This is a genomic window from Peptoniphilus rhinitidis 1-13 (assembly GCF_000246925.1).
GTDB classification, from domain to species: domain Bacteria; phylum Bacillota; class Clostridia; order Tissierellales; family Peptoniphilaceae; genus Peptoniphilus_A; species Peptoniphilus_A lacydonensis.
Genome location: NZ_BAEW01000002.1, coordinates 197413 through 219280, shown reverse-complemented (window position 1 = coordinate 219280; position 21868 = coordinate 197413). Strand labels below are relative to the sequence as shown.

At 29.5% G+C, this 21868-nt stretch carries 20 protein-coding genes and 1 pseudogene; 14 read left to right on the top strand and 7 right to left on the bottom strand.

Annotation, left to right across the window (positions count from 1 at the left end):
* Positions 1-377: 377 nt before the first annotated feature.
* From RH95_RS02665 to RH95_RS02655, 3 genes and pseudogenes are all read left to right on the top strand, one after another.
* Positions 378-974: a type IV toxin-antitoxin system AbiEi family antitoxin domain-containing protein gene (locus RH95_RS02665; protein WP_010242958.1), complete on the top strand. Its 597-nt coding sequence runs from the start codon at positions 378-380 to the stop codon at positions 972-974.
* Complete coding sequence (locus RH95_RS02660; protein ID WP_010242956.1) at positions 971-1807, top strand: nucleotidyl transferase AbiEii/AbiGii toxin family protein; 837 nt, start codon at positions 971-973, stop codon at positions 1805-1807. Before RH95_RS02665 ends, RH95_RS02660 begins: the two co-directional genes overlap by 4 nt.
* A gap of 202 nt (positions 1808-2009) precedes the next feature.
* Positions 2010-2198: pseudogene (locus RH95_RS02655) on the top strand (toprim domain-containing protein); the annotation flags it as partial.
* 197 nt (positions 2199-2395) lie between these two features.
* Here RH95_RS02655 and RH95_RS02650 read toward each other — a convergent pair.
* Positions 2396-3823, bottom strand: coding sequence for a leucyl aminopeptidase (locus RH95_RS02650; RefSeq protein ID WP_010242952.1), 1428 nt, complete (start codon positions 3821-3823; stop codon positions 2396-2398).
* 155 nt (positions 3824-3978) lie between these two features.
* A complete protein-coding gene (locus RH95_RS02645) occupies positions 3979-4563 on the bottom strand; it encodes a CAP domain-containing protein (RefSeq protein ID WP_010242950.1) in 585 nt (194 codons plus the stop codon).
* A gap of 468 nt (positions 4564-5031) precedes the next feature.
* On the opposite strand from RH95_RS02645, the gene RH95_RS02640 reads away from it, so the two are divergent.
* The 4 genes from RH95_RS02640 to RH95_RS02625 all read left to right on the top strand — a co-directional run bounded on the left by RH95_RS02640 (position 5032) and on the right by RH95_RS02625 (position 8373).
* Entirely contained in the window at positions 5032-5931 is a 900-nt protein-coding gene (locus RH95_RS02640; protein ID WP_010242948.1) for a DMT family transporter, read from the top strand.
* A gap of 83 nt (positions 5932-6014) precedes the next feature.
* Positions 6015-6641 carry a cytidylate kinase-like family protein gene (locus RH95_RS02635; protein WP_010242946.1) on the top strand — a complete coding sequence of 209 codons (627 nt, stop codon included), beginning with the start codon at positions 6015-6017 and terminating at the stop codon, positions 6639-6641.
* Between the two features lie 95 nt (positions 6642-6736).
* Entirely contained in the window at positions 6737-7207 is a 471-nt protein-coding gene (locus tag RH95_RS02630) for a pyridoxamine 5'-phosphate oxidase family protein (RefSeq protein ID WP_010242944.1), read from the top strand.
* A gap of 50 nt (positions 7208-7257) precedes the next feature.
* The gene (locus tag RH95_RS02625) at positions 7258-8373 is read left to right on the top strand and encodes an enoyl-CoA hydratase/isomerase family protein (RefSeq protein WP_235777706.1); all 1116 of its coding nucleotides are present in this window, start codon (positions 7258-7260) and stop codon (positions 8371-8373) included.
* A gap of 188 nt (positions 8374-8561) precedes the next feature.
* On the opposite strand, the gene RH95_RS02620 is transcribed toward RH95_RS02625, so the two are convergent.
* The gene (locus RH95_RS02620) at positions 8562-9182 is read right to left on the bottom strand and encodes a DUF4230 domain-containing protein (protein ID WP_010242940.1); all 621 of its coding nucleotides are present in this window, start codon (positions 9180-9182) and stop codon (positions 8562-8564) included.
* 152 nt (positions 9183-9334) lie between these two features.
* On the opposite strand from RH95_RS02620, the gene RH95_RS02615 reads away from it, so the two are divergent.
* Entirely contained in the window at positions 9335-10687 is a 1353-nt protein-coding gene (locus RH95_RS02615; RefSeq protein WP_010242938.1) for a hemolysin family protein, read from the top strand.
* A gap of 340 nt (positions 10688-11027) precedes the next feature.
* Here the strand turns inward: RH95_RS02615 and RH95_RS02610 are convergent, their stop codons facing one another.
* Entirely contained in the window at positions 11028-13349 is a 2322-nt protein-coding gene (locus tag RH95_RS02610) for a bifunctional dihydroorotate dehydrogenase B NAD binding subunit/NADPH-dependent glutamate synthase (RefSeq protein WP_010242936.1), read from the bottom strand.
* Positions 13350-13507: 158 nt separating this feature from the next.
* On the opposite strand from RH95_RS02610, the gene proB reads away from it, so the two are divergent.
* Both proB and RH95_RS02600 read left to right on the top strand, forming a co-directional pair.
* A complete protein-coding gene (gene proB / locus RH95_RS02605) occupies positions 13508-14290 on the top strand; it encodes a glutamate 5-kinase (RefSeq protein WP_010242934.1) in 783 nt (260 codons plus the stop codon).
* The gene (locus RH95_RS02600) at positions 14268-15524 is read left to right on the top strand and encodes a glutamate-5-semialdehyde dehydrogenase (RefSeq protein ID WP_010242932.1); all 1257 of its coding nucleotides are present in this window, start codon (positions 14268-14270) and stop codon (positions 15522-15524) included. Before proB ends, RH95_RS02600 begins: the two co-directional genes overlap by 23 nt.
* A gap of 35 nt (positions 15525-15559) precedes the next feature.
* On the opposite strand, the gene RH95_RS02595 is transcribed toward RH95_RS02600, so the two are convergent.
* Positions 15560-16075 carry a DUF4364 family protein gene (locus RH95_RS02595; protein WP_010242930.1) on the bottom strand — a complete coding sequence of 172 codons (516 nt, stop codon included), beginning with the start codon at positions 16073-16075 and terminating at the stop codon, positions 15560-15562.
* Positions 16076-16204: 129 nt separating this feature from the next.
* Between RH95_RS02595 and RH95_RS02590 the strand changes: the two genes are divergently transcribed.
* The 4 genes from RH95_RS02590 to hslO all read left to right on the top strand — a co-directional run bounded on the left by RH95_RS02590 (position 16205) and on the right by hslO (position 19675).
* Positions 16205-17119 carry a type II CAAX endopeptidase family protein gene (locus tag RH95_RS02590; RefSeq protein WP_010242928.1) on the top strand — a complete coding sequence of 305 codons (915 nt, stop codon included), beginning with the start codon at positions 16205-16207 and terminating at the stop codon, positions 17117-17119.
* A 9-nt stretch (positions 17120-17128) separates the two neighbouring features.
* On the top strand, positions 17129-17866 hold the full coding sequence (locus RH95_RS02585) for an SIR2 family NAD-dependent protein deacylase (protein WP_010242926.1): 738 nt from the start codon (positions 17129-17131) through the stop codon (positions 17864-17866).
* Positions 17863-18588, top strand: coding sequence for a class I SAM-dependent DNA methyltransferase (locus RH95_RS02580; protein ID WP_010242924.1), 726 nt, complete (start codon positions 17863-17865; stop codon positions 18586-18588). The genes RH95_RS02585 and RH95_RS02580 overlap by 4 nt, the downstream gene beginning before the upstream one ends.
* Before the next feature lie 166 nt (positions 18589-18754).
* Positions 18755-19675, top strand: a complete 921-nt coding sequence (hslO, locus tag RH95_RS02575; protein WP_010242922.1) for an Hsp33 family molecular chaperone HslO — start codon at positions 18755-18757, stop codon at positions 19673-19675.
* Positions 19676-19731: 56 nt separating this feature from the next.
* Here hslO and RH95_RS02570 read toward each other — a convergent pair whose 3' ends face one another.
* Both RH95_RS02570 and thrB read right to left on the bottom strand, forming a co-directional pair.
* The gene (locus tag RH95_RS02570; protein WP_010242920.1) at positions 19732-20238 is read right to left on the bottom strand and encodes an ECF transporter S component; all 507 of its coding nucleotides are present in this window, start codon (positions 20236-20238) and stop codon (positions 19732-19734) included.
* A 97-nt stretch (positions 20239-20335) separates the two neighbouring features.
* The gene (thrB, locus tag RH95_RS09205; RefSeq protein WP_010242919.1) at positions 20336-21835 is read right to left on the bottom strand and encodes a homoserine kinase; all 1500 of its coding nucleotides are present in this window, start codon (positions 21833-21835) and stop codon (positions 20336-20338) included.
* Positions 21836-21868: the final 33 nt, after the last annotated feature.

Below are 21868 nucleotides of genomic sequence, written 5' to 3'. Positions count from 1 at the left end.
TACACCAAAGTGTAGAAGTCCCCTTTTTTATTCTTAAAAACCAGAATTAGAGAGTAGAAAAAGGGGTATATTCATGAACTATAAAGATAAGATTAAAAAATATCTTGAAAATTCAGGATGAATTATAACATGTAAATATTGTAGAGAAAATAATGTACCTATTGTTTATCTTAGTAGATTATCAAAAGGAGTAGAACTTTTAAAAGTTAAAAGTGGAATTTATACTATGTAAAATTAGTCTGTTCATATTCTTCATATAAGGAGAAAGATATATACATTCTTTATGATATAAGATGAATGAGAAGTCAAAGGATTGAACTTATCTATCGTATACGATAAAATATATACGATAGATAAGTAAAGGTTGATGAGTAAATATGATTAGAGATGAAAATGAAATTCTAAGTCTTATGAGGGAGAATAAGGGTATTTTATCAGCAGAAGAATTAGATAAACTTGGTATTAGTATAAGAAAACTTCAACAAATGGCTAAGGATAAAAAGGTTGAAAGGCTGGTAAGGGGCTTATATCTTCACCCAGAATTTGTAGAAGATCCCTATTACATTACTCAGTATAGGGCTCCTAAGGCAATTTTTTCCAATGAAACTGCCCTTTATCTCCATTCCCTAAGCGATGAAAATCCAGTAAAGATTGTAGCAACTATTTCCAGCGGATATAATAGCAGTCTTCTTAAGGATAAGGGATATAAATTTTATTACCTAAAAGAGGAACTATGGAAATTGGGTCAGGTGGAAATAACAAGCCCTTTTGGAAATAAGATTTGGGTTTATTCGAAAGAAAGAAGCTTGGCTGAAATGATGGCTAAAGTAGAAAGTGGAGATAGAAACTTACTAGTTAATGCTTTGAAAGCAGGCTTAGAGGCAGGAATTTTAAATAGCTTAGACTTAATTAAATATGCAGAAATCTTTGGGAGCAAGGAGCAGATGAGAAATTACATGGAGGTTCTCATATGATATTTAAAGATCCTAGGCAATTAAAAGATACAATAAAAAACAAGGAAAAAGAATTAAAATTACCAGCCAACACCTTAATAAATTATTATATGATGGATCGTTTTATAGAGCGTTTATATCACAGTAAGTATAGAAAAAACTTCGTCATTAAAGCAGGCTTTTTAATTTCCTCTCTAATAGGCATTAACATGAGAAGCACCATGGACATTGATACAACTGTAAAAGGTCTAGCAATAGATCAAAATAGTATAGAGAAAATTATAGAAGAAATACTATCTATAGAATTGGATGATAATGTAAATTGGCATATAGAAAAAATTATAAATATACATGAAGTTGGGGAGTATGAAGATTTTAGGGTTACACTAATAGCTAATTTTTTTAATATGAAGGTAGCGGTAAAAATAGATATTACTACAGGAGATCTCATTATTCCTAGGGAAATAGATTATTCTTATCTGCCTATTTTCTCTGATGAGGAAATATATTTAAAAGCCTATCCAATTACTAGTATATTAGCTGAAAAGATAGAGAGTATTCTTGTAAGAAATATTTTAAACACAAGAGCTAGAGATTATTATGATGTATATACCTTATTAAAACTAAATCCCACTCTGGACATAGATAAATTGCTTGAAGCAGTAAAAGCAAAGGCAAAAGAGAGGGAAACCTTAGACTATTTTATAAATCGAAATATTTATATAGACGCCATAAAGGAAAGTGAAGATCTAAGAAATATTTGGAAAAATTATCAAAGAAAAAATGACTATGCTAAAAACATTTCATGGGAAGAAATACTAGCTTCTATAGAAACATTCAGATATGAAATTTAACTATCGTATAATAAGAAGAATCTACGATAGAAAAGTATATGGTTCTTAAAATTTATATTAAAATCTAAAATAATTTGTGAAACTAAGAGAAGATAATAGTTTGTTAATAAAAAATAAATAAGTGATGTAGTAAAGACTATGGTAAATTGCGAGCGAAGGAGAAATCTTTCGCTCTTTTTTTATAAAAAATTAAGGAGGAAAAATGAAATTAGTTATAGCAGAAAAACCAAGCGTTGCAATGTCAATAGCAAAGCTTATAGGAGCAAAGAACAAAAAAGATGGATATTATGAGGGAAATGATTATAGAGTATCTTGGTGTGTAGGTCATCTAGTTCAGATGGCAAATCCTGATAGTTATGATGAAAAATACAAAAAGTGGAGAATAGAAGAGCACATATTGAATTTATACCTAGATATAGAATATTACAGGATATAAAAAAGATTATTTTTATGGAACTTTTTTAGAGAAAACTTTTTTTAGAGTAAGCGAGCCCGTAAAAGTTAATAGATTTGCGGATGGAGAATACATACTAGTATTTGAATAGTCAAAAAAATATAAATAAAAAACAGACGAAAATCGTCTGCTTTTTAGCAATCTGTAGGATCTAGCAAGTTATTTAAGGTCTTTACGTGAACTCCCGTTGCTCTTTTTGGAAGGTAGTTTTCTGCTTTTGATTTGTATGCAGTTGCAGCTATATCAAGGTGTACCCAAGGTATATTTTCTTTAACGAAAGCTCCCACGAAAAGTCCTGCTGTTACTGAACCTGCACCATTGTTTGAAGTGTTTCTAATATCGGCAACTTCTGATTTATTTAACTTTTTGAAATCTTCATCATAAGGGAATGCCCAAATCTTTTCGCCAGAAATTTTTCCTGCTTCTTCTACATCTTTATAAAATTCTTCATTATTTGATACGGCACCAGTATAAACTTCTCCAAGAGCAGAAACAACTGCACCAGTAAGAGTAGCAAGGTCAATAATTTTCTTTGCACCAAGATCGTTTGTAGCATAGTGAACTGCATCTGCTAGAGTAAGCCTTCCCTCTGCATCTGTGTTATCAACTTCAATAGTTAGTCCTTTCATTGAATCAATAATATCTCCTGGTTTGTAAGATGTTCCAGAAATCATATTTTCACAAGCGGCGACAACTCCAACAACATTTACCTTTGCTTTATTTTTTGCTAGAGCATACATTGTTCCAATTACAGTTCCTGCTCCGCCCATGTCGCAGTGCATATAGTTTATTCCAGAGGCAGATTTAAGATTGTATCCGCCGGAATCATAAGTTAATCCCTTTCCGACTAGAGCAATTTTATCTGTGTTAGCATTGTTATATTCCATCACAATAAGTCTTGGTCTATTAGATGCACCTGCTGCAACTCTTAAAAATGCCTTCATGCCAATTTTTTCTATTTCATCTTCTTCATAAATTTTTACATTTACTCCAACTTTTTCCAATTTTTCTTTTGTTATATTTGCAAGACTTTCTGGATATATTACATTGGCAGTTTCATTTACAAGATCTCTTGCTAGAAAAACTCCGTCCATAATATTTGTGATTTTTTCTAAGCCTTCTTGAAGTTTTTCTTTTGGACCATTAAAAGCTGAATAATTTACTGTGAGTTCAAAGTCTTCTTTTTTATCTTCTAGATCAGTCTTTTTTGTAAATTCATATTCACTTTGGCGAAGTCCTTCGTAAGAAGCCATGAGAGTTTTTCTGTTGCAAAGAGAAAGTTCTGGCATTTTGATTTCAACTTTATGTTCTTTGTTCTCTCTCAAGATATTTCCAAGTTTAAAGAAAATATTTCTAATATCTTCAAGACCAATTTCGTCTTCTCCAAGACCAATAAAAATATGAGAATCATCATTTAAAATTGGAAGATAAATCATTTCATTTAGTTTTCCAATAAATTTTTTATCCTCTAAAAATTTATTAAATTCTCCTTCAGCTTTTTCATTTTTTTTAAGGAAGTGGACTTTTAGTCCTCCTTCTTCGTACAAATTAAATTTAATCATAAATTCACCTCTACTACTATTATACAATAGATTAAAAAAACGTCTATTAATTAAGCACTTAAAAATAATATTGTGAAATATTATAATAAATTTTATTTATCAAATATAAAAAGTGAAAGTAAAAAAACTATAAATAAAATCTCTAGCCAATAATTTTATTTTACAGAGGTATCGAATACATAAACACTCACTTCATAAATTTTTCCATTTATATTTTTTCTAAGATATGCAAATCCACAATTTTTGGCATTTTTATTCAATAAATTTGCGTTGTGACCAGGGGAATTTTTCCACTCAGCAAGTGCTCTACCATTTACATTTTGTTGATTTTTAGTTTTTCCAAATTGAAATCTGCCATAAATATTTTCGCCAAGATTTGCATTTGCATTGGACTTGCTAATGTGGTTTATATTATTTTGTGTTATGTACTGATTGATCTCTTCTTCACATCTTTTTTGAGCAATCTCGACAAGCTTTCTATCTTCATTAACTTCTTTTAGACCAAGAGAAAATCTATAAGCATTCATCATATTTGTGAATTCAGTGGAATTTCCAATGAAGCCTTCTTCCAATTTGTTTTTTGTAGGTAAATTAATATTGTTTTCTTTTGTATTTGAAATAGGTATTGCATTTAATTCTTTAAGGGTCGGAGATATATTTTCATCTTTTGCATAAACATTTGCTGTAAAAAGAGATGTTACTAATAGAGAAATAGACAAAAGTTTCTTCAGATTTTTCATAATTCACCTCCTTAGAATTTTATTTAATGTGTATTAAAAGTTTATAGATTAATAGATAAATATTAAATAATATTTTTACAATATATTAACATAATCTATATAATATAAGATTTAAAATTTTGTGAAATCTTTCGCTCAACTAGATTATACCAAAAAATAGCTAAATATAAACAATAAAAGAATAAAATGAAAAATATATTTATGAAAATACACTAAACAAACATATAATATATAGATACATGCAAGAATTTGGTACTTTAAAATATAGAACATTTCGATACATGAACGTGTGTGGTACTTTAAAGGCATAAAAATATTTTGAAATAAAATTTAAATAAAAAACAAGAAATAAATTTTTATACATTATTGTTTTTGTAAGGTAAATTATGATATTATTGAATAAAAGAAACTAGCACCAATTTAGTTGATTATAATCTTCTGGATTGGTGTTTTTTTGGAGGTGTTTTGATGAGTAGAGAATTTAAATCTTCAATAATGTTATTTGTAACTTCAATAATTTGGGGACTTGCTTTTGTGGCACAGTCAGCTGGAATGGAATATTTGGGGCCTTTTACTTTTACTGCTGCAAGGTGTTTTGTTTCTGTTATTTTTTTGTATCTCACATATATATTATTTAAAAAAAAGTCAAAAACCTTTAGAGAAGAGAAGTTTGATATAAAGAAAACAGTCCAAGGTGGAATTGTGTGTGGAATTCTTTTTACTATTGGAATTAATTTGCAACAGACAGGACTCATTTACACCACTGCAGGCAAAGCTGGATTTTTGACAGTGCTCTATATAGTTTTTATTCCAATAATTGGATTTTTTAGAGGAAATAAAATAAGTAAAAAAATAAGATTTTGTATAATTTTTTCTATGACGGGGACTTATTTTTTATCTGTAAATGGTGGCTTTAGAATAAATAAAGGTGATATAATAATTATTTTTTCTGCAATAACTTTTGCATTACATATTTTATCACTTTCAAAATATTCAAGAGGAACAAATACAGTTTTAGTTTCGACTATTCAATTTGGAGTTTGTGGAATTATTTCTTTTGCTATGGCTTTCTTCTTAGAAGACATAAGTATGGAAAATATTTTAAAATCATACACAACTATTTTATATGCGGGGATTTTGTCCTCTGGAATTGGATTTACTTTACAGATACTTGCACTAAAAGATTTGGATCCAGTTATAGCATCTATGATAAGTTCCCTTGAATCAGTTTTTGGAGCTCTTTTCGGTTGGCTTATCTTATCTCAAAGAATGGACAAAAGAGAGATAATAGGTGCGACTATAATTTTTGTTTCTACACTTTTGGCACAGATACCAATAGAAAATTATTTAAAGAGAAGATTTGAATAAATTTTGAAAATTTTTCACAATAATTTAATATTAATTAAAAAATATTTCACACAGATAGTATATAATATTACAGAGGTGAAGATATGTCACTATTTGGAAAGATTTTTGAGAAGACGGACAAAAAGTTAATTACAATTGACGGCGAGTATGGCAGCGGTGCAAATGAAATTGCAAAAAAAGTTGCAGACAAGTTGCAGTATGAATTTTACGATGAGAAATTAATTGAGTTAATGAGTCTTGAGGGAAAACTTAAGCCTGAAGATATAAAAAAAGATGATTCCTTTTTACAGGGAACAATTTATGATTTGTATAGACAAAATTATTCATATTCACAGGAAGATATTGCTACAAATGATGCAGCTTTTTTGTTGGATTCAAGAACAATAAGAGAAATTGCAAAAAATAAAAAGGCAATAATCTTTGGCAAGTGCGCAGATTTTGTCTTGAAAGATTTTCCAAAACTATCTGTATTTATCTATGCTTCTAATGATTTTAAAGAAGAAAGAATTTTGAATACTTATAACGTGAAGAAAGAAAAGCTTGAGCTTAAAATGAATCGAGAAAACAACAGACGTGCAAATCATTATAGCAGGAATACTGGGAAAACGTGGGGAGAAATTTCAAATTATGATATTTGTATAAATTCTTCTGCTTTTGATTTTGAAAATATTGCAAATTTAATTGTAGATATGTCAAAAAACAAAAAATAATTATTTAGATCTCAACTTTTTGTTGGGATTTTTTTAAAACTTTAATAAAGTGGACTAGTTTATTTTTATTTATTACAATATTGTTGAGGTGTATTATGAGAAGACGAGATAGAGAAGTAGAGGATATTAAGAAGATAGAAGAGATAGTTTCATCTGCTAGATTTATGCATCTTGGGTTATTTGATGGTGACTATCCTTATGTTGTCCCTTTGCATTATGGATACAAATTAAATGAAGAAAAATTTATTTTTTATATGCATAGTGCAAAGGAAGGTCACAAGTTAGATTGTATCAACAAAAATGAGAATGTTTTTGTGGAAATTGACAAAGACGAAAATATAATTACAGCAAATACTGCTTGTGGTCATGGCGCAGAATATGAATGTGTAATGTGTCGTGGAAAAGCTAGCATAGTTGAAGACATAGAGGAAAAAATAGAAGCTCTTGAAGTTTTAATGAAGGTGCAAACTGATAAAGAATTTAAAGTCACAGAAGAAATGACAAAGTCTGTTGTTGTAATAAAAGTTTTGGCAGAAGATATTTCTGCAAAAGTTAGAGTTAGATAGTTTTTAAATTTATAGAGGTTTATTTTATTTCTAATAAATTTAAGTAAATTATGATTTTAGATAAATGTTTTAAATATGGGGATAATATGATTAAAGATGATTTAATTAAAGAAGAGATAGTTGGAAATGTGGGTGTGATTTATTTAAATAGACCAGAAAAAATAAATGCACTTAATTTTCAGATGATTATAAAATTAAGAAATATACTAGAAAAATGGGAAAAAGATAAAAGAGTAAAGGCAATACTTTTTGATAGCAAGTCTGAAAAGGGGTTCTGTTCAGGAGGAGATTTAAAAGAACTTTATTATGATTTTGTAAATAATTTTGATTGTGATAAAAAAGATGGATTTTTTTCTAAGGAGTTTTCTCTCGATAAGTATATTGCAAATTACAAGAAACCTGTTGTAAGCCATTGGTATGGTGTTGTAATGGGCGGAGGGATCGGACTTAGTATTAATTCTGATTTAATAATATGTGAAGAAAATGTTAATTGGGCTATGCCAGAAACTGGTCTCGGTTTTGTACCAGATGTTGGAGTTTGCCATTATATATCGAAACTTCCTAAAGCTTTAGGACAGTATGTAGGTTTGTGTGGAGCAAGTTTAGAGTCTTATGATTTAATAAAATATAATTTAGCAGATGTTTGTGTAAATTCAAAGGATTATAAAAATATAGTAGAAAAACTTTTTGAGTTTTCCGAAATTTATAACGGAGAAGAATTAATAGAAAAAGTAAAAAAAGAGGCTGAAAAGTATGCAGTAGAATCTGAAAAATCTTTTTTAGATAAAAATATGGAAAAAATTGAAAAACATTTCTCTCACTCCAGTTTAAAAGAAATATTTGAAAATTTAGAAAAAAATTTAGAAGATAAATTTTTACAAGAAAGTTTTGAGAATTTAAAGAAAAAAGATCCCTTTATGCTTGCAACTCAGTTTGAAAAATATTTTGTTTGTAAAAGTTTAACTTATGAAGAAACTCTAAATTTAGATCTTAAAGTATTAAATTATGCAGTAGATACAAGATCTATGAACGAAGGAATAAAATCCAAAATTATAGAAAAGGGATATGAACCAAAATGGAAATGCAAGTCTTTAGACGATGTTTCTTTAGAAAAAGTAAAAAAATTACTTAAAGTAGAAGAAACTTATAGAGAAAGAAAGGATTAATATAAATTTAAAAGATGAGTACTATAAAGATGAACCTTATAGTGTTATCATTTAAGATTTATTCTTTTTTGGATTTACGATCTTGAAAGTTTTTTCGCTTCAATCAAAAGAATCTAATAATTAAAATAACCCTAAGTCACATAAAGACTTGGGGTTACTTTAATTATAAAATATTTAATTTTAAAAAATCAATTTAGTTTGCTGTCAGTTATAATTTGGATATTGTAATCTTTTAAAATAGTATCTGTTGAGAGTATATCTTCTATTGCTCTTTTTGCAGATGTATCCGCTTCTTTTAAAAGGCCTTTTTTAATTGCGTTTTTTTCAACTTCCTTCTTTTGATCCTTTGAAAAGTTGTTGTAATCTTCAATATCAATTCTATTAAAGATGGATTCACGCTCATCAAAAACTTTTAGAGAATCTTCAAAAATTTCATGACTCAAAATTTTTGTGGGAGGAATTTTTATTTTTATATTGTTATCATTTACGCTTACCTTAATTTTATCAAGATCAATTCCTGCATTTATAACTCCATCATAGGAAACGATAAATTTTTTAGAAGTAAAGGGAACTTTGTATCCATAAAAAGTATTTTGATTTTCAAATTCACCTACATTTGTGTAGTAATACTTAAGGGTTGTGAGTTCCTTAGCATTTACAAGTTTATTTTTTATAAGGGAAGAAGTTATAGTTGGTGTCATTTCTTTTTCCATATTTTTTTTGCCAACAGAAAAGGCTATTAAAAGTGCAACTATTAAAATCACAATCCTAAAATAAGGCTTCTTAAATATTTTTTTTAAGTTTTTCATTTAAAACCTCCAATTTCATGAATTTAATTTAAATATACCACAATAATTTTAATAAAAATAATAGAGTTAAACGTTGATTTAATCTAATTTATATTTTTAAAATTTTGTTTTCTTTGTTATAATAAGTTTAAAAGATAGAAAGGAAGATGTCAATGGACGATGGGGCCTTGTGGGCTAAACTTATTTTAATAGCAGTACTAACAGGAATTAATGCGTTTTTTGCTTCAGCTGAAATGGCAATGGTTTCAGTAAATCATAACAAAATAAAAGAGTTGGCAGAAGAAGGAGATAAGAAAGCAAAAATGCTTTTAGAAGTTTCTTCTGATCAGACTAGATTTCTATCAACAATACAAGTTGCGATAACTCTTTCTGGATTTTTCTCATCAGGATCTGCAGCGACAAGTATATCGCAAGTTTTTGGTAGATTTTTGAAGAATCAGGGCGTTACATATGGAACAACAGTAGCTTTTATTTTAGTGACTTTTTTGCTTTCATATATAACTCTTGTTTTAGGTGAACTTGTTCCAAAAAGAATTGCACTTCAAAATTCTGAGAAAGTTGCACTGAACTCAATTCAAGTTATTTCAGTTGCATCAAAAATATTTTATCCTTTTGTGAAATTATTATCCTTTTCAACAGTTTTTGTATTGAAGATGATGGGAAAATATTCTGAAGATGTAGAAGAAAAAATTTCAGAAGAAGAATTAAAAAGCTATATAAAAGTATCCACACAACAAGGTGTGATAAATTCTGCTGGCGAAGAGATGATTGTAAATATTATGGACTTCGACGATAAGCTAGCTTATGAAATAATGACACCTAGGACGTCTATTTACATGGTAGATTACGATGAATTTACTACAGAAACAGTTACAGAAATTTTAAAAAACGGTTATTCGAGAATGCCAGTATATAGAGAGAATACGGATAATATTCTCGGAACTGTTTATATAAAAGATTTATTTGTGGAGTATGCAAAAAATAATTACAGTTCTATAAATCTTGACAATTGCATAAAGTCACCTTATTATGTGCCAGAAACTAAAAAGATTGATATGTTGTTAAAAGAACTTCAAGCATCTAAAAATTATGTTGCGATTTTAATTGATGAATATGGTGGATTTTCTGGCATGGTAACAGTAGAAGATATAGTTGAAGAAATTGTTGGTGAAATTGAAGATGAGTATGATGATGAAAATCACAATATAGAAAAAATTGCCGAAAACGAATATATTGTAGATGGATCAATGGATATTGAAGATATAAATGATGGTTTGGGAACATCTTTATATTCAGAAAATCACGAAACTATTTCTGGGCTTATAATAGAAAAACTTGGATTTATTCCAGACGAAAATGAGAAAAAGAAGTTTAACGTAAAATCTTCAGGTTGTATTTTGACAGAACTTGCAGTTGCAGATAAGAGAATAATAAAGGCTAGCATAAAAGTAATACAAGAAGAGCAAGAAAAAGCGAAAAGAGAATATAAAGAATTTAATTCATAACATAAATAAAAAGTAGGAGTCATAAATGTGATGTGGCGCCTGTTTTTATTATATTTGGAATTTTTCATATTATAGAACTGAAGTTTTTAATCTCTCTAGTCACAAAATATGAATTATAAAATCTGTAATATTAATTATAATTTTGTAATTAGACTTATTAAAGTTATATTAATTTTATTAATAAATATTTCCTTTTTAAAATAGTATTTTATAGATAATAAAGATGTAATGCCATTTAATTTAAGATTAAAGGACACTACATCTTTTTGTGATTATAAAAATTTATTATCTCTCATTAGCTATTTTACAAATTATATATGCAATATCTAAGATTTTTATTTTATTTATTTCTCAAAAATTCGTCAATTGATTTTGCTGCATTTTTTCCTGCACCCATGGCAAGTATTACTGTGGCAGATCCAGTTACTGCATCTCCACCAGCAAAGATTTCTTTACGAGAAGTTTGAGATTCTTCATTTACAATTATTCCGCCCCATTTTTCTATGTCAAGATTTTTTGTAGTTGAAGAAATAAGTGGATTTGGATTTGTTCCAAGCGCCATTATTACAGTTTGGAAATTTTCTTCGTATTCGCTTCCCTTTATTGGAACGGGTCTTCTTCTTCCAGATGAATCAGGCTCTCCAAGTTCATTTCGAACACATTTAAGCGATTTTACCCATCCATCTTCATCGCCAATAATTTCTACTGGAGCAGTTAGCATTTCAAATTTAATGCCTTCTTCCTTTGCGTGGTGAACTTCTTCTGTTCTTGCAGGAAGTTCTTTTTCCGTTCTTCTGTAAACAATAGATACATCTGCACCAAGTCTTTTTGCAACTCTTGCAGCGTCCATTGCAACATTTCCGCCACCAACGACAGCAACTTTTTCTCCAACATTTACTGGTGTGTCATATTTTTCGTCAAAGGATCTCATTAGATTATTTCTTGTCAAAAATTCATTTGCAGAGTAAACTCCATTTAAGTTTTCTCCAGGAATATTCATAAATTTAGGAAGTCCTGCACCAGATCCTATAAATACTGCTTCAAAACCTTCTTTTATTATGTCGTCAATTGTCATAGTTCTTCCAATGACAAAATTATTTTCAATTTTAACGCCAAGATTTTTAATATTTTCTACTTCATATTCCACAACTTCATCTGGGAGTCTAAATTCAGGAATACCATAAATTAAAACGCCGCCACTTTGTTGCAAAGCTTCAAAAATTGTCACATCATAGCCCATTTTTGCAAGTTCACCTGCACAAGTAAGTCCAGCGGGGCCAGCACCTATAATGGCAACTTTTTTATTTATTTTTCTTATTTCGGATGAATCTTTTATTTGATGGCGTCTTGCATAGTCTGCTGTAAATCTTTCGAGTTTACCTATAGAAACTGCATCGCCACGATTTGCAAGCACACATTTCTCTTCACATTGTGTTTCTTGTGGACAAACTCTTCCACAGACAGCGGGAAGGGAAGTGTATAGAGAAAGAACTTTGTAAGCTTCTTCGAAATTACCATTTGCAATTTCTTTTATAAAACCAGGTATATCAATTGAAACGGGACATCCATCAACACAGCCAGGTTTTTTACAATTTAAACATCTGCTAGATTCTTCTACAGCTTCTTCTGCAGTATATCCCAAACAAACTTCTTTAAAATTTTTATTTCTTTCGTCAGGGACTTGTTCCTTTATAGGTACTTTTTTAAATCTATCTTTTGCTTTTTTTATTACAAAGTTGTCGTGCTTTTCTCCTTCTAAGTTTTCGTCTTGCACAGATTTTTCTGCCAAGTGATCGGACACAGCAAGATCCATTGTGCAGTGGTGATCATAAATAGTTTTTGTCTTTTTGTTGTCGATATATTGTCTTTGCCTTTTCATTGCAGAATCAAAATCCACAAGGTGACCGTCAAATTCGGGTCCGTCAACGCAAGCAAATCTAGTCTTTCCGTCAATGCTAACACGACAAGCTCCACACATTCCAGTTCCATCCACCATAATTGGATTAAGAGAAACAGTCGTAGGAAGATTATATTTTTTTGTAGTTAAGCATACAAATTTCATCATAATCATTGGTCCAATGGAAACGATGTGGTCATATTTTTTATTTTCATTTTCAACTAAATCTATGATTTTGTCAGTTACCATTCCCTTGAAGCCATAACTTCCATCGTCTGTTGCTATGTATAAATTGTCGCAGACCGATTTTAATTCATCTTCCAAGATCACAAATTCTTTGGATTTTGCTCCAATTATAATGTCACAATTTAGTCCATTTTCTTTAAAGAATTTTGCTTGAGGGTAAACTGGTGCAGTTCCCACACCTCCGGCAACAAATAAGTATTTTTTATCTTTTAATTCTTTCGTATTCATTTCAAAGAAATCAGATGCATGACCGAGAGGACCAACAAAGTCTTTAAAGCTTTCACCTTCTTTAAAAGATACAATTTTTTTTGTTGATTCACCAGAAGCTTGCACAACTATTTGCACACTTCCTCGTTTAACATCGTAATCGGAAATTGTAAGAGGAATTCTCTCAGAATATTTATCGGCTATTAAAATAATAAACTGACCTGGTTTTGCAGAAGCTGCAATCTTAGGTGCATATATGTCAAATAAATAAATATTTGGCGCAAGTAATTCTTTTTTTAAAATTTTTGGCAAAATAATCACACTCCAAAAATATTATAGCATATTGAAAAAGTAGGAGGGTAAAATTTTAAATCTTATGATTATTTATTTAAAATATACTTTTTTAGAAAAATAGAAAAATTATTTACTAAAATTAAGATTTAAAGTATATTATATCTAAGGTGATTGAAATGAGAAATTTTTCAAAAGAAATAAAAAAAGTTGTTATAAAAGTTGGTTCATCTTCCATAACTCATGACAATGGAAAGATAAATTTACAAAAAATCGACGAACTTTGTTTTGAAATAGCAAATTTAAAAAATAGAGGGATAGATGTAATTTTAGTTTCAAGTGGAGCTATTGCAGCAGGGCGTGAAAAATTAAATTTGTCAGAAAGACCAAGGGAAACATCAGATAAACAAGCAGCAGCAGCAGTTGGTCAAGTTGCTCTAACAAATATTTATGACAGGTCTTTAATATCTTATGGATATAATTCTGCACAAATTCTTTTAACTAGGCAAATTGAAAAAGATGACGAGATGAGAAAAAATGCCAAAAATACTTTTGAAAAACTTCAGGGGATGAATGCCATTCCAATAATAAACGAAAATGACACAATTTCCACATACGAAATAAAATTTGGCGACAACGATACACTTTCTGCAATAATTGCAAGAATTACAGAAGCAGACCTTCTTATAATGCTGACAGATATTGAGGGACTTTATACAGATGATCCAAGGAAAAATTCTGATGCAAAAATAATTCGCGAAGTTCAAGATATTAGAGAGATAGAAGGAATGGCAAAAGAAACCGAATCTAACGTAGGCACAGGTGGAATGTATACAAAAATAAAGGCAGCAAAGCTTGCAATAGAAAAAAATATTGAAGTTGTAATTGCGTCAGGGGACAATATGAAAATAATTAGAGATATAGTGAAGGGAGAAAAAATTGGAACATATTTTAAGTGTTAAAGAGTTGGGGCAAATTGCAAAAGGTTCATCTCATAAATTAAAAAAATTAAACACATCTGAAAAAAATAAAATGCTTGCTTCAATTAAAAATTCACTTTTAAACGAGAGTGAAAATATTTTAAAAGCAAATGAAAAGGACATAAAAAAAGGAAGAGAAAACAATATGCCTGAAGGTCTTATTGACAGACTTCTCTTAAATGATAAAAGAATAGAATCAATGGCAAAGTCAATTGACGAAGTGATTGATTTTAAAGATCCTGTGGGAAAAGTTCTCTCTATGGAAGAAAATTCAGCAGGACTTTTAATTGGTAAAAAAACTGTTCCAATGGGAGTTATTGCAATTATTTATGAGGCAAGACCTAATGTAACTCTTGATGCTTCTATTTTAGCCCTAAAGGCATCTAGTGCAATAATTTTGAGGGGCGGCAAGGAGTCAATAAATTCAAATATTGCAATAGCAGATGCAATTAGACTTGGAATAAAAAATGCAGGATATGATGAAAATTTTGTGCAAATTGTAAAGAATACATCAAGAGAATCCGCAAAAGAACTTATGCAACTAAAGGGTTATGTAGATTTATTGCTACCAAGAGGATCTGAGTCTTTAATTAATTCAGTTGTTGAAAATGCAAAGGTGCCTGTAATTGAAACAGGTGTTGGCAATTGCCATATTTATGTAGATGAAGACTGTGATGTAGAAAAAGCAGTTAAGATAATAGAAAATGCAAAGACACAGCGAATTGGAGTTTGTAACGCAGTAGAATCTTTAGTCCTTAACGAAAATTTGCCTGATGAATTTTTTGATCTATTAAATGAGGTTGTAGAAAAGTATGATATAAAAGTTCACGCAGATGATGCATCAATTTCAAAATTTAAAAATTCAGTTTCTGCGACAGAAGATGACTTTTCTCGAGAATATTTAGACTATGAATTTTCTGTAAAGACGGTTAAAGATGTTGATGAGGCAATAGAACACATAACTAAATACTCCACTGGACACTCAGAATCTATTTTGACAAATTCCTATGAAAGAGCTATGAAATTTTTAGAAGAAGTTGATTCAGCTTGCGTCTATGTAAATGCGTCTACAAGATTTACAGACGGTGGAGAGTTTGGGAAAGGAGCAGAACTGGGAATTTCGACACAAAAACTTCATGCAAGAGGACCAGTTGGTTTAGAAGAGTTAGTTAGCTATAAATATATAATATTTGGTCATGGAGAGTTTAGAAGTTAAAAAGACCGCAAAATTTAAATCGTGGCCTTTAGAGATTATTCTTCTGTTAATATTTTTAATATTTCCGAATAAATATTTTCTGCATTCTTTTTAAAGTTTGCAGAAATTTTTTTTGCCATTAAAGCATCTGATGCTTCAATTTTTAAGTTGAGGACTGGGATTTCTCCATCAATTATTTTCAAATCTGCATAGTGAGATCCATTTTCTTCTAAGGAATTTGCAATAATTGAATTTTTAACTGCAAGTTCGTGATTATATTTTTCCATTTTTTCATCTAAGAAATTTATATTTTCTTTTGGAATTTGTTCATAGAAAATATTTAAAGTTTTTTTACCATCATCTGACAAATAGTATTTTTTATCACTGTCAAAGAGAACCAGGCCATTGGATTCCAATTCTTTTAAATATTGTTTAAAATAAAAATAATTAAAAAGTTCTATATTTAAAACAAAATAACTTAGATCGTTTTCTTTTAATTTATGGTTAAAATTATCTATAATATATAAAATTAAAAGTTTATTTAGTGCAAGTTCAAAGGAACTATTTTTCATAAGATCACCTTCCAAATAATTATACCAAAGTGAGGTATACAATATCAATTAAAGATGAATTTTCCAACAATTTTGTATATAATAGATGTGACAAGAAAAATTTTTGATAAGAGTTTATAAGGAAGAAGAATGAGTAATTTTAAAAAGAAAACTTTAAATGTAATGAGTGTAAATACACTCACGCTTATACTTGCAATAATATTTTTAACAATTGGTTTTAATATACAAGAAAAATTTAATTTTTTGGGGACCTTTATTACAGAAGTATTTATAATCTTATTACCTGCAATTTTGATTTCTTCAACGGGGAGTCTTAAAGAGGTTTTAAAGATAAAAAAGACTTCCTTTGAAGTTATTTTAAAAACTATTATTATAGTGATACTTTCCTATCCGATTATTCTATTGATGAATGGAATTTTTTTGTCACTTCTTTCAAACTTTATTGAATACAAAAATTTTCCTATGGAAATAATGTTGCAGAATGTGCCAATTTTTAATTATTTAATTTTTATGTGCCTTGTGCCTGCAATTTGTGAAGAAATTTTTTTCAGAGGGACTCTTGTTAACGCTTATAATGTTTATGGAGAAAAGTTTGCCATAGTTGTTTCTGCTCTTGTGTTTGCATTGTTTCACTTTGATATACAAAATTTTATCGCTCCATTTTTGTTGGGGCTTTTATTTGCTACTGTAATTGAGTACACAGGTTCAATCTTGCCATCTATTGTGGCACATTTTGTGAATAATATAATTGCAGTTTTCACAGCGAGATATGTGAATGAGAGATTATTTGAATTTTTGCGTCGCACGAAATTATCGCGAGAAATTGGCTCTCTTGAACTTTCTATAATTATTTTGCTAATTCTTATTTCAATTCTTTCTGTAATTTTAATTAGAGTTATTTTAAAAAATTTGAAAAAAGAAAGAGAAAGCAGAGAGAACGTAAGAATTAGATATAGAGATGTGGAAGGAATTGATTTGTTTAATTTCGTTCCAATAATTGCACTTGTGATTTTGTACTTTGTGTATCACTATATTGTTTTTTAGGAGGTCGACATGGATAAGATAAAAGAAGCTTGTGATTTAATTTTAAATTCTAAAAAAGTTTTTGCACTAACAGGTGCAGGAATTTCTACTGACTCAGGGATACCAGACTTTAGAAGTAATACAGGTTATTATTCAAAGATGGATCCAGCACTTGCACTTTCAAAAGATAGACTTTTAAATCATCCAGAAATATTTTACAAAGAGGGCTATAAAATTTTAGAAGATTTAAACGATCAAGAACCAAATAAGGGACATATTGCTCTTGCAAAGTTAGAAGAAATGGGATATCTTTCTGGAATAATTACACAAAATATTGACAATTTGCATGCAAAAGCGGGTTCAAAAAATATTTATGAAGTTCATGGAGAAACGAGGGGAATACACTGCATTAATTGTGGAAGTGAATATCCTTTCTCCGTTATGCGTGAAAAAGTAGAAAAAGATGAAATTCCGCCAAAATGTGATAAGTGTGGTGGAACACTTAGACCTAATGTAGTGATGTTTGGAGATATGATGCCTGATGATTTTGAAAGAGGAGCAAGAGAACTTGATAATACAGAAACATTAATTGTAGTTGGTTCGTCCCTTACAGTTTCTCCTGTAAATTTTCTTCCAAATTATGTTGACCACTTGATTATTATAAATAATGATAAAACACCAATGGACAGGCGTGCTGATGTAGTTATAAATGAAAATTCCACAATTGTTTTAGAGGAAATATTAGAGGAGATTGAAAAAAGAATATGATGTACGGAGATTTTGCTTATTTCTACGACAAGTTGATGTATGATCTAGATTATGAAAAAATTTATAAATTTGTAAAAGAGGTTCTAGAGAAAAGGTCACTAGAGCCTAAATTAATTTTAGAGATGGCTTGTGGAACAGGGGGTTTGACAGAAAAACTTGCAAAGGATTTTAAAATTCACGCTTTTGATCTGTCTTACGATATGCTTTCTGTATGTGAGAATAAAATTAAGAGTAAAAATTTAAAATTATTTAGGCAAAATATGGCAGGATTTTCTGCGCCATCAAATTACGATGCAATTTTTTCTGTTGGCGACAGCTTAAACTATTTAACAGAGAAAAAAGATTTTGAAAGAGCAATAGAATCAACCTATAAGCATTTAAATGAAAATGGAATTTTTATTTTTGACTTAAATACAGAGTACAAATTTAAAAATATTGACCCTGTAACAGTGGATGAAGTGGAAGATGTACTATATATTTGGGAAAATATTTATGATGAAGAGGAAAAATTAAATACCTATGGAGTCAATTTTTTCAGAAATGCCAAAGACAATTTGTACGAAAGATTTTATGAAGAACATTTAGAGAGAGCCTATGACTTATTTTATGTGAAGAAATTATTAGAAGATATAGGATTTTTTGAAGTAGAAATTTACGATGACTATGAATTTAAAGATGTTAGTGATAAAACTTCAAGGTATACAATAATTGCAAGAAAGTAAATTATACTTATTTAAAGCATTATAAAAATTAAATTTGTTTAAAAATATTAAGGATGGCATCTTTTGAAAGTTTCATAACCTGCACTTATTGCTTCTTCTCTATTTATAAGAATACTTAGATTAGAGATTTTCATATTAACCTGTTATAATAATAGATGGTGATATGATGGGATATATTTTAAGGGCAATTGATGAAACTGAAACTATAAAAATTTCTGCTGCTATAACAACTGATGTAGTTGAAGAGGCTGCGAAAATTCATAAGTTATCAAAGACTACTAGTGCAGCTTTAGGTAGAGTTTTAACTGCTGCAGCAATTATTGGCTCTTGGCAAAAAAATGAAGAGGACTCAATAACTCTTTCTATTAATGGAAATGGACCTGCTGGCAAAATTGTTGCAACTTGTAAAAACGATGGATATGTAAAAGGTTATGTTACAAACCCTTTGGCAGATCTTCCTATTAGAGAAAGCGATGGAAAAATAGATGTGTCTGGAATTGTTGGAGATGGAAGCTTAACCCTTGTGATGGATACTGGTATGAAAGAGCCTTATACAGGCACTGTTAATCTTACAACTGGTGAAATTGCAGAAGATCTTGCAGTTTATTTTTTGCAGTCTGATCAAGTTCCATCGGCTGTTGGTTTAGGGGTTTTAGTTGATGTTGATTATTCAATTAAGGCTGCTGGTGGTTTTATAATTCAACTTATGCCGGGTGCAACTGAAGAACAAATTTCAAAGCTAGAGGAAAATTTAAAAAAGGTCACAAATGTAACGTCAATTATTGATGAGTATAATGATGCAGAAAAGCTAATTGAAATTTTGATGAAGGATATTAATTTTAAAGTTTTGGAAAAAAGAGAGATAAGTTACAAGTGCAATTGTTCTCGCGAAAAAGTTGAAGATGCAATTATATCTGTGGGTCCAAAGGAAATAAGAGAGATACTTCATGAAGATAAAAAGGCAGAAGTCAGCTGCTATTTTTGCGATAAGGTTTATAGTTTTGATGAAAAAGATTTGGAAATAATGCTAAAAAAAGCAGAAGATATAAATAAGAATAGAGAGATTATTATAGAAGATAATTTTTGAAATTAAAGATTATAATAAGAAAAGATAGCGAAAGGGCTATCTTTTTTGATGTAAAATTATTTTATATTTTTAAAAACTTTCTCCATTGGTTTTAATATTACAAGTACAATTACAGATGAAACTGCAATTTGAATTAAATTTCCTGGAATTGATGCAAGTGGTGTTATGAATGATGATAAAATAAAAATTTCGCCAATATAATAAACTGCAACTTTTACAATTGCAACAAGTACAAAGGAAATAATTAAATTTTTTGTATTTAATTTTCCATAATTGAGTTTATTCAATATGTATCCCATTATTAACGCAGAAATGATAGTCATTGGTGCCCACAGTACCCAGCCGCTTGTTAGGTCAAAGAGTCCCATTCCAATTGCTCCTGCAGTCATGCCTACTCTTTTGTCAAAAAATATTGCTGCTAAGAAAAATGGAACATTGCCAAGATGAATTAGTCCTCCGTTGGGTGCAAAGGGAAGCTGAATTTTTACAATCCACGTAAATACATATACAAGAGCGATGAAAAGCGACGTTATTACTAAGTCTTTTACTTTAAAATTTTTCATAAGATCTCCTTTGTTTTTAATTTTATGATAGCATTATTTGTGTAAATAATAAAGAAAAAAGGTATACAAATAGACTTTAAAAATAAAATGATAGTTTTTAAATTATAAAAGCACCATTGTCATCTATTTCTAAGGGAAGTAAAGTGTAGTCATTTTTTAGATTTTTTATTTTTTCTTCAATGAATTTTTCCGATTTGTGGTCATCTTCTTTTAGAATAATCATAATAGTTGAGCCTGCACCACTTAGGTAATAAGTTATAGCAGAACTTTCATCTATTATTTTTTTAATTTCATTTATCTCAGGAATAAGTTTATATCTGTAAGGCTCGTGAATTTTATCTTCGAAAGCAATCTCTAAATTTTTATAATTGCCTGATATAAGAGATAAAGTCAAAAGGGAAACTCTTGATATATTAAATATTGCATCTTTTTTTGAATAATTTTTTGGAAGAACACCTCTTGCTAAATCTGTTTTAAGTTTAAAATTTGGGATAAGTGCCAAAAATTTTATTTTGTCAGAAATTTTAAATTTTTCTACAAAGACTTCATTATTTTTTAGTATTGATACAGTTGCACCTCCAAAAATAGCAGGTGAAACATTGTCGGGGTGACCTTCTATTTCTGTTGCAATTTTTAAGATTTCATATTTATCAAGATTTTCACCCATTACATAGAAAGCAGCCATAACTCCCATTACTACACAAGAAGCAGAAGAACCAAGACCTCTTGACATTGGAATATTAGAATCTAAATTAAATTCTACTGGTGTTATTTTTTCGCCAAAATATTCAAAGGTATGTGCATAGGATTTGTAAATTAAATTATTTTTAATATTTTTTTCAAATGTTTTCTCATCTGCTATTATTTTAAATTCACATTTATTATAAAGTTTTAGTGAAAGTCCTAAAGTGTCAAAGCCTGGGCCCAAGTTTGCAGAAGTTGCAGGTACAGCTATTCTATTGCCCCTTCTTGCAAATTTTAAAACTTCGTTTTCTATCTCACTTTTATTTATTTTATTGTTGTGAATTGTTTTTTTATTTTTTAGTTTCCCAATTTCTGTTGGAATTTTTACATTTGTAATTTTATTTAAAGTTTTTATATTTTCAAATTCATTGTAAGAAACATTTCCGTTAAGGGCAGATAAAACTGATGATGAAAATTTATATGGACTTGCAGTTGAAAGTATAACAGTGTTTTTTAAATCTAATTTATCCACAATATTTTTCGCCACAGCTGTGTGTGGGTCAATGAGGTATCCATCTTCCTTAAAAGTTTTGGCAATTGTATTTTTTGTTTCATCTTCTGTTGCAAAGCCACATAAAAAATCAGAGAAATCATAATCAAAATTAAAGGCATGAGAATTTTGTAGTTCGTTCATTTTTTCTTTAACAATTACATCAGAAGATTTGTGATAAATTAACCTTTCCAAGTTGCTAGAAATCAAAATATCCATGGATGGAGAAATAGTTTTTTTAAGTTCTCTATTTGCATCGTAGGTGCCTGTTGTGAAAAAATCTGTCAAAATATTATTTGAATTTGATGCTATTACAAGTTTGTCAATTGGAAGACCCATCTCTTTTGCGTAGTATCCGGCCAATATATCGCCAAAGTTTCCAGTTGGTACGCAAAA

What these genes read in the sequence shown, in the direction of transcription:
- RH95_RS02665 (WP_010242958.1), top strand. Translation starts at nt 378, where the DNA reads ATGATTAGAGATGAAAATGAAATTCTAAGTCTTATGAGGGAGAATAAG.
- RH95_RS02660 (WP_010242956.1), top strand. Translation starts at nt 971, where the DNA reads ATGATATTTAAAGATCCTAGGCAATTAAAAGATACAATAAAAAACAAG.
- RH95_RS02650 (WP_010242952.1), bottom strand. Translation starts at nt 3,823, where the DNA reads ATGATTAAATTTAATTTGTACGAAGAAGGAGGACTAAAAGTCCACTTC.
- RH95_RS02645 (WP_010242950.1), bottom strand. Translation starts at nt 4,563, where the DNA reads ATGAAAAATCTGAAGAAACTTTTGTCTATTTCTCTATTAGTAACATCT.
- RH95_RS02640 (WP_010242948.1), top strand. Translation starts at nt 5,032, where the DNA reads ATGAGTAGAGAATTTAAATCTTCAATAATGTTATTTGTAACTTCAATA.
- RH95_RS02635 (WP_010242946.1), top strand. Translation starts at nt 6,015, where the DNA reads ATGTCACTATTTGGAAAGATTTTTGAGAAGACGGACAAAAAGTTAATT.
- RH95_RS02630 (WP_010242944.1), top strand. Translation starts at nt 6,737, where the DNA reads ATGAGAAGACGAGATAGAGAAGTAGAGGATATTAAGAAGATAGAAGAG.
- RH95_RS02625 (WP_235777706.1), top strand. Translation starts at nt 7,258, where the DNA reads ATGATTTTAGATAAATGTTTTAAATATGGGGATAATATGATTAAAGAT.
- RH95_RS02620 (WP_010242940.1), bottom strand. Translation starts at nt 9,182, where the DNA reads ATGAAAAACTTAAAAAAAATATTTAAGAAGCCTTATTTTAGGATTGTG.
- RH95_RS02615 (WP_010242938.1), top strand. Translation starts at nt 9,335, where the DNA reads ATGGACGATGGGGCCTTGTGGGCTAAACTTATTTTAATAGCAGTACTA.
- proB (WP_010242934.1), top strand. Translation starts at nt 13,508, where the DNA reads ATGAGAAATTTTTCAAAAGAAATAAAAAAAGTTGTTATAAAAGTTGGT.
- RH95_RS02595 (WP_010242930.1), bottom strand. Translation starts at nt 16,075, where the DNA reads ATGAAAAATAGTTCCTTTGAACTTGCACTAAATAAACTTTTAATTTTA.
- RH95_RS02590 (WP_010242928.1), top strand. Translation starts at nt 16,205, where the DNA reads ATGAGTAATTTTAAAAAGAAAACTTTAAATGTAATGAGTGTAAATACA.
- RH95_RS02585 (WP_010242926.1), top strand. Translation starts at nt 17,129, where the DNA reads ATGGATAAGATAAAAGAAGCTTGTGATTTAATTTTAAATTCTAAAAAA.
- RH95_RS02580 (WP_010242924.1), top strand. Translation starts at nt 17,863, where the DNA reads ATGATGTACGGAGATTTTGCTTATTTCTACGACAAGTTGATGTATGAT.
- hslO (WP_010242922.1), top strand. Translation starts at nt 18,755, where the DNA reads ATGGGATATATTTTAAGGGCAATTGATGAAACTGAAACTATAAAAATT.
- RH95_RS02570 (WP_010242920.1), bottom strand. Translation starts at nt 20,238, where the DNA reads ATGAAAAATTTTAAAGTAAAAGACTTAGTAATAACGTCGCTTTTCATC.